Source organism: Flavobacterium sp. J49, from assembly GCF_011742145.1.
GTDB lineage: Bacteria > Bacteroidota > Bacteroidia > Flavobacteriales > Flavobacteriaceae > Flavobacterium.
On sequence record NZ_JAAQQU010000101.1, the window covers coordinates 1 to 10683 of the forward strand.

Below are 10683 nucleotides of genomic sequence, written 5' to 3' on the forward strand. Positions count from 1 at the left end.
ACGTTATAGGCAATTGCTCATTCGCATTTCATAGAACTCCTCATGAGAAAAGAACTAATAATAATATTGCTTTGGACAACTTCAATTTTCGCTCAAGAAAATTATAATTCATACTATGCAGAAGCTTTCGTTCAAGTAAAAAAATCTATTGAATTGAAAAGATTCTGCGAAAAACTTAATATTGAAAATGTCTTAAAAATCAATAAATTTAACGTTAGTATTTGTGAAGATGTTGACTGGTTTGGAAAAAAAATCGAAACTCCAATTGAATGTATTACTACAGATTTTAAAAAATGGAAACGCTATAGAAACAGAAAACTAAAACGTATTGGAGATAATGAAAAAACTAAATTAACCCTTACGCTTTCTGAAATAAGCGACAATTATTTCATTGGTCGAGTCAACTTTAAAAATTATATATATGAGCATGTTTTATATCTTTTTAAAATAGAAAATGGAAAGCTCAAGTTAATTGAAAGTATAACTGTAACGTCAATTAGTTAGGTATCGCAACAGCCTATAACAGCAGTTTGTAACTACTGCGCGCTTGGGCTTATCCCGAATTTTCTTCGAAAATTCAAAAAGGAGTTTTAACTTTGAAATCATCAGTAATAAATCATCGCAGCAGTTACAATCTGCGGCACGTTAGCAACCATTTCACAACATGAAATTAAACGAGGAAGAAATAATACATCCGATTTTTTATCTGCTTTTTATTGGTGGATATTTCGGGATTTCAACTTACAGTTTGTATAATTTATTTGAGTATAACTTTACTGAAATATTGAGATTGATTTGTTATTTAGCCATTGGATATTTAATTCATAACATACTAAATACCAAACGTCGCGTTGACATCAAAAAAAATGAAATAATTAATGGAATATATATGGAACCGTTTGGTTTTGTAAAAATTAACTCCAGAATTTTAATTAAGAATATTACGGAAGTTGAAATTAATCAAAATGCGAAAAAATATTTCGAGATTAACGCAAAAACAAAAAGTGGAGAAGTTTTAACGATTAAATCAGTTCCGAATAAATTGCCGGCAGAAAATGAATTAATTGTGATAAAAGAAAAACTAAAAACGGTTGCTAACAGCAGTTTGTGATAATGGCTGATTTTGTCTTTATCGGAAATGTATTCGCTGATTGAAATTTTAGTTATATTTGGAATGGAAAGTGATTGCATTCCGCCACTATCACAAGCCGCAATACGTTATACACCAGTGTTTTCCTGACGAGAACTTTTTGATTAAACTTCACTCCTATTTGCCAAGTTTGCAAAATAGAAATGGAAATTTAGACTTGAAAAAGTTTCGCTGAAAATGGTTCGAAAAAAGTTTGCGGCGAAAATAGAAACCTGAAAATGTTTGCGGAAAATTTTGCCTAAAATCGCGACGGTTTAGAAGATAAATTACGAGCGAAGCTCGAATTTTTTTGAGAATAATGAAGTATTTTCAGAAAAAGTGAAATGGAAACCAAAATGAACTTGGAAAGTGTTTGTGGTAATATTGCGTGACAATCAAACTCAAAACACCGGTGTATAACAGCAGTTTGTGATTATGGCTGGTTTTGGTCGTGCCAGAAATGTATCAGCTGACTGAAATTTTAGTTATATTTGGGAACGCAAGTGAGTGAAGAACGCCAAAATCACAATCTGCGGCACGTTATGCACAAGCTTAAAAACTGCTATGATAGAAGACAAACTAAAAGAAACAACTTTACTTTTTTTCGAATTAGAATATTTGAAATCTGATTTAATTTCAATTTCAAATAAAGATTCTAATTACTTTAAAATTATAGTAGAAAATTCTCCGTCCTTCATTCGTATATATAGAAACTCTTTTAAACTTTTTGTAATTGAACTTGCAAAAATTGTTGATTCTAAAGAAGACTTTAGTTTATTGAAACTGGTTGATTATATAATCTCGAATAGGAAAAATTTAATTTGGAAAAATAGTGAGATGAAAATGTCTCGTTTAAATTTTATTCGAGAAGAAATTAAGAAAATTGAAGATTTACATTTAGAAAATATAAAAAATCTTAGAGATAAATTTTATGCACATACTGACAAGGATAGACATAAAATTGAATTAATATTTTCTTTACAAATTGGCTTTGAAATTCTTGGAACTTTGAGACAATTTTATGAAGAAATTGTATTGAAAATAAATAATCAACATATAGCATTTTCAGTATTCTCAAGTTTAACGAATGAAATGGTCTTGCTTCAACGATACAAATTAATCCAAAAATTTATCACGACAAACTTAAAAGAAAAAGGAAATATTGGAGAATTACAAAAAGTGCGCGATATAATGTTGGGAAAAGTAGAATGAACAGCCTGTGCATAACAGCAGTTTGTAACAATTGCTAGGCTTGGGTTTGTCCCGAATTTTCTCCGAAAATTCAAAAAGGAGTTTTAACTTTGAAATCATCAGTAATAAATCATCGCAGCAGTTACAATCTGCGGCACGTTATGAGCAATGCCAAAACGAATGATATCAATGAGAAAAATCGGCTTTATTATTATTTTACTTCTTGCTAGTTTTAAATTTTATGGACAAGAAATATCAAATCTTGACAAAATATTAAAGGAAAAGTATCCTCAAAAAGAATCATTTATTGCTGATGGAATTTGGATGTATCATCCAGAAATGGGAAACATAAAAGAGCTATCTTTAGATTATGTAAAAAATCTAACACCGGAATATAAGTACTTTACTGTTGTCTTGACAAACTATTTAGACAGACACATTGAGGATGCTGAATGTATAATTTTACTCAATAAAAAAGATAATTCGATATTACTCATTCCTCCAGTATGGTTTAGTGATGAAAATCAAGAGTTCTTCAATTTACTAATTGGTCACGAATTCAAAGACAAAAAGGAGATTGAAGATTTTGTAAAAGAAATGGAAAGGATAATTTTGATTGGCTCAGAAATGCATCTTGGAAAAACAAGTTATGATGAAAATAAAGTTATTATTAGGCTCATTCTAAATGGTCACGATGATACTTGGAAAACTATAGAATTCAATTTTGAAAATAATAAACTTTTAAGTACGGTGTCAAATTGAGAATAAGCACTGCTCATAACAGCAGTTTGCAACAATTGCAAGGTTTGGGCTTTCACCGAATTTTCTCTGAAAATTCAAAAAGGAGTTTTATATTTGGAATCGGCGGTGATTAAAATTTGCAACTGTTGCAAGCCGCAAGACGTTATAGGCAAGAATTAATCCGCTTTTCAATGAGAAATATAATTATACTTTTCGCGATCTTGCTTCTAGGATGTAATAAACCGAAAGAAAAAGCTTTTGAATATTATGTGATTTCAAAACAATATGCTGAAATGCAGAGAATAGAAAAAGAAGGTAAAGCATTGTTCCCTGTAATTCCACAAGGAATGAAGTGGTATTCCAATTTAGTATTTATAATGGATTCGTCAAACGTATACATTTATCAAACAACTGAAAATCAGAGTTTGGCATCTCAAAAAATAAAAGAATATAATTTCCCCAATTTCATTGGACTAAAACCAGAACATATTATCGCAATTCCTGGGAAAGATTTATTACCATTTCTAAAAGTCAATAATGATTTGTTTGAATTGGTGAATAAACCAAAAAATAGGCATACAGCTTTTTATATAGCAAGCACATTAGACACTATTAAAAATCAAGCATATTACGATTTATGTAAATATCTTCAAAAAGAAGAGCATATATTTTACAAGGCTCGAAAAGTAACTGAAGAAGAAGCGAACGTGATTAAATATAAAGTAAGTCATAAAAATTATGTGGCAGAAAAAATAAAATGGTCAAAAAATTTTATTCTTGGAAATAGCTCACCATTTACTAAAGAATATATTGAAGAAGAAAAGAATGCTCAAGGTGTTAGAAAATCAATAGAAACGTTTAAACGGAATAGTAACGAAATAATGTACTTTGAATAATTCCTGCCTATAACAGCAGTTTGTGATTATGGCTGGTTTTGGTCGTGTCAGAAATGTCTCGGCTAACTGAAATTTTAATTATATTTGGAATGGAAAGTGATTGAAGAACGCCACAATCACAATCTGCAGCACGTTATGCACAAGAGCTCAAAACCGCATATAAAATGACATTTAGTAATTTAGTTGAACACGCTACTAAAGTTGGTTACAGAATTGACCAAGAGAAGAAATATCATAAATTGATACTTGAAATTGACGATAAAGTTGAAATTTCGTTGGAGTTTCCAAATGATGATGTTCAAAAAATAGAATACGATTCCGTAAACATTGACTGGAAATATTTGATAACTGAAAAGTTGACTAAGAAAAAAATTTTTAGTGAATGGTTTGACTATTATGAAGGTTCAAAAGAAACTAAAATTCAGGAAATGCAACAAGATATTTTAGAATACATTAATAATTTTTCAAGCCAAAAATTTGAGATAATTGAGAAACCAGTTTTTACTTTATTTGGAAAAGGGTTTTTAAAATGTAAGAAGTTGGTTTTTGAATAAAGGAAAACGCTCCAGTGCATAACAGCAGTTTGCAACAATTGCAAGGGTTGGGCTTTCACCGAATTTTCTCCGAAAATTCAAAAAGTAGTTTTATATTTGGAATCGGCGGTGATTAATTTTTGCAACTGTTACAAGCCGCAAGACGTTAGCAAACATATTTAAACACCATGCAAAAGACAACTTATCTCTTTATCATTTTCCTTTTTATTAGTTGTGGAAAGAAAGCTGATGATTTGGATTTTGAAAAAAATGTAATGACTGAAATTTTTCCAGTCTTAATTGATTCAGTTTGCGTCGATACTAGAATCTTTTCAAATCCACCACCAATGTATGGAAAGTATTTTACCGACGCTTCTGGTCATGTTTCTATAGACACGACTAAAGCCACAGAAAATCAGCGCAAAGAAATGATCAAATGGCAAAAGAGTGTAGAGAAAGTGAAAAATGATACTTCAAAAGTGATAATAGCATTTGATCCCAGAATATCTCCATATCAAAAAGAATATGAAAAAATCATATCTAAAAACTCTAATGATACTTTGATAAAATATAAAACTGATAGCCTAAAAATTTATGTGCTAGATTTTAAAAAAATCAAGTTGAACGGTAAATTTAAACTTAAAAACATAAACGAATTTGACAAGAAAAATATTTTTGAACGTGAATATAGATTCAACTTTTCAGGAATTTTTCAAGTTTCTGGAATAAAATTTGACTCAAAAAAAGAAAATGGAATTTTAGATATTGGCTTCACGTGTGGCAGATTATGCGGTTATGGCGGTATTGCTCATATCAAGAAAGTAAAAAATAAATGGCGCATAATAAAGATTGAATCTACTTGGGTTTCGTAAAAATACGTTTGCTAACAGCCGTTTGGTAGCATGGCTGGTTTTGCATTTCTTAGTCGGAAAGTACTAAGTTCAAAATTTGATTATATTTACAACTAATTATTTAAAAAGTCGCCACGACTACCAAGCGGCGGCACGTTATAGCCAATTTTAGAACGACACTATGCCAATAATAAGAAGTTCAGACCAAAAAAGTATGACACTTGAAGAATTCTACAAAGAATTGACAAGTGAAAATGCGACTGTAGTTGAAAATGAAATTGGAAAGGCAATGCTCGAATTTATTTCAATGGTGAACGATACTTTTACGAACACGACACTATATGGATTGACTTCACATTATTCACTTGTAATTCAAGCAACGGACAATTGGGAAGACGGTTGGTTCGTGACAGTTTATAGTATTGGAGATAAAAAATTCCAGTTTGAATACAAAATGTCTGAGAAAGAAAGTCCTTGGAACTATGCAATCGTTAAGGGACAAGCAAATACAGTTAGCGAAGCAAAAGACTTTCTAATTATTGCAATGACAGAGAGTGAAGGTTGGTCAGACAATAAAGAATTGAGAAAACTTTATAACAAGTTAAAAGGCAGAAAAACAGAAAATACCCAATTTACATTGTGGTTAGAATTTGAAGAAGTTGACCCGAATAATTGGGATATTGAAAACGAATTTTGCAACATTCACGTTGACTTGGAAGACGGTCGACATTATGGACTTAATGTTTGGACATATAAATACTTAGAAACAGCAATTAACGAAGACAAAAAAACAGGACAAAATCTAAGCGGACTTTATCAAAAACCTCCCGACTTATTCGTAAAGGAATTGACAAGAGAATGTATTCAACAGACAATTGAAAACTTAATTAAAATTGACGAATTAGAAAAAGTATTGAACCCAAGTATTTATGACAAACGAAATCAGAAATAGAAAAACTGGCTATAACATCGGTTTGGCAATATGGCGGCTGAAGTACTTCTATGAAACATTTGTGCAAGGTTCAACATTCGTTCTTCGATTGAACTTTAGTGCTAAAAATCCGCCACATCGCCAAGCCGAAAACCGTTATAGCCAAGTTTTCGAATGAGTGCAAAAATCAAATATATTGCCGGAATAACAACTCTGCTAATTGTTTTAGTTATTGGATTCATTATGTATGGACTAAATCTAATAGCTATCGAAGATAAATATGGAGATTTAGTCACTGTAAGAGAGAAAGTTGAAGATGGAGATTTGATACTGAAGAGTAATGACGAGTTTGATGACAAGCAAGAAATGGACTTTCAAGAATTTGGAATAATAGAAAAGTCTTGGGGCAAAGTTTATGTTTGGGATAACAAAAACACATTGAGAAAACCATTGTTTGATTGGGCTGAAAAAGAAAACGCTCAAAAAGTGAAAGTATTGAGAGTAAAAAATAAAATTGATTATGGAAAGATTCAGAAAGTTAACGGGAAATATAATTATTTACTAAAATCTGATGAATTTGAATTAGTTACTGAAAGTTTGTGAAAAAACCTGGCTATAACAGCGGTTTCGCGCTATTGCAGGTTTTTCTTGAATTGAACTTCTTTCTTCACGAAAATATTTTATCTTAGCAGAAAGTACGCAGTTCGCTGGAATCGCAACAGACGCGAAGCCGCGGAACGTTAGCAAACATTTTTTCAACTGCAAACAACAACCAAAATCTTGAAAATGAAAAACCTATTGTTCTTATTATTTGCTTTGTTGACTTTGCTTTCAAGTTGTAAAAAAGATTTACCAAAAGAGACTGAAAATCCAAAGTTTGTTAGAATTTGGTATGACACAGTCCAGATGATACCATTTAGAGCTACATTAGACATTAAGTCAAACAAAACTTTTGAATATAGAAGCGGTGCATGCCAATCCAGCTCAAAAAGTAACGGAACTTGGAAAATCGAAAATGATACCATAGTTTTGAAAAGTCTAAAACCAAAAGGTTGTCTTTTCCAAAATCGTTTTGGTGTTTATTGCATAAAATTCAATGACAAAAGTTATTTTGAAAACAACAAGACAATTAAAGGTTGTGAACCAAGCGGTAGTGAATCTGAATATGAAATCTTTGAAAATGAAAAGTTCATAATCGAAAACGACACTTTGATTCACATAAATCAAGCAAAAAATGATTGCGGCCAAATAAGAGTTGCATTTTCAACAAAAGAGAAAATGCGACGAAATGTTATTAAATAAAAAAACGTTTGCTAACAGCAGTTTGTGATAATTGCTAGGCTTGGGATTATCCCGAGTTTTCTCCGAAAACTCAAAAAGGAATTTTATATTTGTAATCATCAGTAATTAATCGTCGCAACTATCACAATCTGCGGAACGTTAGCAATAATTTTTAAAGTCCGCTAAACCAAAGTTAAATAGATTAAAAATGAAACCTAAGTTTCCTATCATATCAATTTATAACAATGCTGTTGATTTAATTCCCAATCAAACTTATTTGAGTAAAGCAAAAGTTTTAGGCGTTTTAAAAGGCAATTCGAATTCTATTGCTTTTGATAGCGGAGGAAATAAATGGAGTTTTAAATTAACTTCTGATAAAATCAGTGATAATTTTATCACGCGATTTCTGGCAAATACATTTTATAATCCAACTGTAGAAGTAATTCCGGAATGGAAAATGATAGGTGAATTTGAAATTGATGAAATTAAAAGTGTATTAATAAAAAGTATTGAAAAAGACGAAGATGTTTTAACTCAGTTTATTGATTCAGAGGATATAAAAAATCACGTAAATAAAGCTCATTCATTTGAAACTATTTATAACATTCTAAATAGGTATGTTTTTGAATATAATGAAGAAGAAATCTGAGTTGTAATGGATAAAAAACTATTGCTAACAGCAGTTTGTAACAATTGCTAGGCTTGGGTTTGTCCCGAATTTTCTTCGAAAATTCAAAAAGGAGTTTTATCTTTGGAATCATCAGTAATAAATCATCGCAACTGTTACAAGCTGCGGAACGTTAGCACCAATTTTATGAGAACCCTGCTATTAACATTACTTATTGCTATTTCAACTTCTTATGGACAAACAAAAGAAGAATTGATTAACGCTATAATAAAAGTTAATTCTCTTGACGATTGGGATGGAATCATTCACAGACCTTTTCCTGGACAAATAGAAAACAATATTGAGAAAGCAAAAATAAGTTCCAATAATTATTACAACTTTAATAAACTTAAAGAAATCATTTCCAGAGAAGAATTAATCAATTTAACATCTCATAAAAATCAAGTTTTGAGGCTATATGCTATAAAAGAGTTGATTGAGAAAAATGATATTGCATTTGACTTAAAGAAGATTATCGTTGAAGAAATAAAGAACAAAAAATACATCAATGTTCACAGCGGTTGCATAATTTCTCAAGAACTTTCATACTCAATTTTATATCACGCTTATTGGAATCAAGTTCGTATTAATGCTCGCGATATTGGAACTGAAAATAACGAAAAGAAAGAAGAAGTTGCTATGCAGAAAGCTGTTGAAAACGACAAGCTTTTAAAAGAAATAAACGCCGAAATAATAAAACTCGACAAAGATATTTATTGGTTAATCTATGAGAGAATATTTGCTTGTGGAAAATTCAATGATAATTTGAAGCACAATATTGTTGAGTTACTTTTCAAGTTCAATAATAGTTATGCTTTTGAATATCTTAAGAAAAATTATCCTGATGAAGCAGAAAAAATATCCGAAGATTACTTTAAAATTTACTTTGAAAAACAAAAGTTTAAAACAGAAAACCAAATATATTATCTCTACAACTTTACTGAATACGCTTTTGTTAACAACAACAAAGAAATGATAGAAAAGATTATAACAAAACTAAGAACCACAAAAAGCTGGAAAATGATTAGCGGAAGTTTTGAAAATCAAATTTTCCGAAAATACAATGTGAATATATAAAAACTGGTGCTAACAGCCGTTATCCGCTATAGCTGGTTTTTCTTGAGTTGTGCTTCTTTCTTCACGAAAATATTTTATCTTAGCAGACAGTACGCAGTTCGCTGGATTCGCTACAGTCGGATAGCGGCGAAACGTTATAAGCCATTCCACCACATTTTTAATTGAAGACAAATGCATATAGATAAAAATCAATATCAGAAATATTTTGAAGAAAAAATCAATTTAAATTTTGACAAGCTAAATCCATATTTTGACGTTGATAGTGATTTGTTTTCAGGACTGAATAGATTAATGAATGAAAACTACAGATGTTTAATGGTGGAAGCATATGTAGCAAGTATTACAATAAGTAATCATATAATTGAAAGGTTGCTAAAATTGGCATTAATTTATGAAAACAGTTTAGGAGAAACAGAAGAAATTGCCATTAAGGCTTACAACAAGTTTCAAGGAATGGCAATGAAAAATACTATCACCAATTGTTGGAATAGAAAATTAATCAGTAATGAAGAAAAGAGCCATTTAGAAAAGATTATAAATGATGTGGTAAGGAACGGATTTTCTCATGCTAGTTTTGAAAATATCCTTGGTAAAACTCCAACGAAAATCCCAATGAAAATGGGGGATTTTAAAACTCAAGAAATTAAAGATGTTGAAATTGACAGAAGAGTTATGTTAACAATAGCAGAAGTTCAACTGGAAAATTTTGCCAAAGAAAATGCTTTCGAATATTATAAATACATTTTTGAGCTAATTCAAAGATTGGAGAATAAAATTAAACCGAAAGAAGATAAGAACGGCTTATAACAGCAGTTTGTGATTATGGCTGGTTTTGGTCTTATCAGAAATGTCTCGGCTGACTGAAATTTTAGTTATATTTGGGAACGCAAGTGAGTGAAGAACGCCACAATCACAAGCTGCGGCACGTTATAAGCAAGCTTCAGAAACATTAGTGAAAAACGAGAAAGAAAATAAATGGCCGAGTTTTGAAATTAAATCATGGAAAAATATTCCCGTGATTAGCGGAAAAATTGCAACCGAAAATGACGCAAGAAATGGTTTAGCAGTATTTTGCTTGAAAAATGCCGGAAATGAACACAAAGCATTTGAAATTGACTTGCCGAAACTTGCATATTTGACAAATGAAGATGATGACTCAAAAGAATTGATTGTGGTAATTCAAGCAGAATCGACTGAAAAAGAAGTTTTGATTGGTTACAGAAATCCGAATGGTGGAAATGGCGCAGGTTTTCTCTGTGAGTTTGAATTTTTAAGTAATGAAGAGATTGAAAGTTTGGAGCGAAACTAAAAGCCAGCTTATAACAGCAGTTTGCTACAATTGCTAGGCTTTGGTTTTTCCCGAATTTTCTCCGAAAATTCAAAAAG

Annotated in this window: 14 protein-coding genes; all 14 read left to right on the forward strand. The window is 30.9% G+C overall.

The genetic code is table 11. The annotated features are described in order from the left end of the window. Nucleotides 1-42: 42 nt before the first annotated feature. The 14 genes from HA632_RS05680 (at nt 43) to HA632_RS05745 (ending at nt 10606) form a co-directional block, all read left to right on the forward strand. On the forward strand, nt 43-504 hold the full coding sequence (locus tag HA632_RS05680; RefSeq protein ID WP_176305570.1) for a hypothetical protein: 462 nt from the start codon (nt 43-45) through the stop codon (nt 502-504). A 160-nt stretch (nt 505-664) separates the two neighbouring features. After that, entirely contained in the window at nt 665-1111 is a 447-nt protein-coding gene (locus HA632_RS05685; RefSeq protein WP_176306245.1) for a hypothetical protein, read from the forward strand. 582 nt (nt 1112-1693) lie between these two features. Continuing rightward, the gene (locus tag HA632_RS05690; RefSeq protein ID WP_176306246.1) at nt 1694-2341 is read left to right on the forward strand and encodes a hypothetical protein; all 648 of its coding nucleotides are present in this window, start codon (nt 1694-1696) and stop codon (nt 2339-2341) included. Between the two features lie 168 nt (nt 2342-2509). Next, on the forward strand, nt 2510-3082 hold the full coding sequence (locus tag HA632_RS05695) for a hypothetical protein (RefSeq protein WP_176306247.1): 573 nt from the start codon (nt 2510-2512) through the stop codon (nt 3080-3082). 170 nt (nt 3083-3252) lie between these two features. Next, nucleotides 3253-3957: a hypothetical protein gene (locus HA632_RS05700; protein WP_176306248.1), complete on the forward strand. Its 705-nt coding sequence runs from the start codon at nt 3253-3255 to the stop codon at nt 3955-3957. 164 nt (nt 3958-4121) lie between these two features. Beyond that, nucleotides 4122-4511 (forward strand): hypothetical protein, encoded by a 390-nt coding sequence (locus HA632_RS05705; protein ID WP_176306249.1) that lies wholly within the window; start codon nt 4122-4124, stop codon nt 4509-4511. 167 nt (nt 4512-4678) lie between these two features. Beyond that, a complete protein-coding gene (locus tag HA632_RS05710; RefSeq protein WP_176306250.1) occupies nt 4679-5362 on the forward strand; it encodes a hypothetical protein in 684 nt (227 codons plus the stop codon). Between the two features lie 193 nt (nt 5363-5555). After that, complete coding sequence (locus tag HA632_RS13980) at nt 5556-6293, forward strand: hypothetical protein (RefSeq protein WP_228778756.1); 738 nt, start codon at nt 5556-5558, stop codon at nt 6291-6293. A gap of 153 nt (nt 6294-6446) precedes the next feature. Further along, nucleotides 6447-6875, forward strand: a complete 429-nt coding sequence (locus tag HA632_RS05720) for a hypothetical protein (protein WP_176306251.1) — start codon at nt 6447-6449, stop codon at nt 6873-6875. A 183-nt stretch (nt 6876-7058) separates the two neighbouring features. Further along, nucleotides 7059-7574, forward strand: a complete 516-nt coding sequence (locus HA632_RS05725; RefSeq protein ID WP_194967091.1) for a hypothetical protein — start codon at nt 7059-7061, stop codon at nt 7572-7574. A gap of 187 nt (nt 7575-7761) precedes the next feature. Further along, a complete protein-coding gene (locus HA632_RS05730) occupies nt 7762-8202 on the forward strand; it encodes a hypothetical protein (protein ID WP_176306252.1) in 441 nt (146 codons plus the stop codon). 165 nt (nt 8203-8367) lie between these two features. Next, on the forward strand, nt 8368-9297 hold the full coding sequence (locus tag HA632_RS05735) for a hypothetical protein (RefSeq protein WP_176306253.1): 930 nt from the start codon (nt 8368-8370) through the stop codon (nt 9295-9297). A gap of 171 nt (nt 9298-9468) precedes the next feature. After that, nucleotides 9469-10104 (forward strand): hypothetical protein, encoded by a 636-nt coding sequence (locus HA632_RS05740; protein WP_176306254.1) that lies wholly within the window; start codon nt 9469-9471, stop codon nt 10102-10104. A 145-nt stretch (nt 10105-10249) separates the two neighbouring features. Continuing rightward, nucleotides 10250-10606 (forward strand): hypothetical protein, encoded by a 357-nt coding sequence (locus tag HA632_RS05745; protein ID WP_176306255.1) that lies wholly within the window; start codon nt 10250-10252, stop codon nt 10604-10606. Nucleotides 10607-10683: the final 77 nt, after the last annotated feature.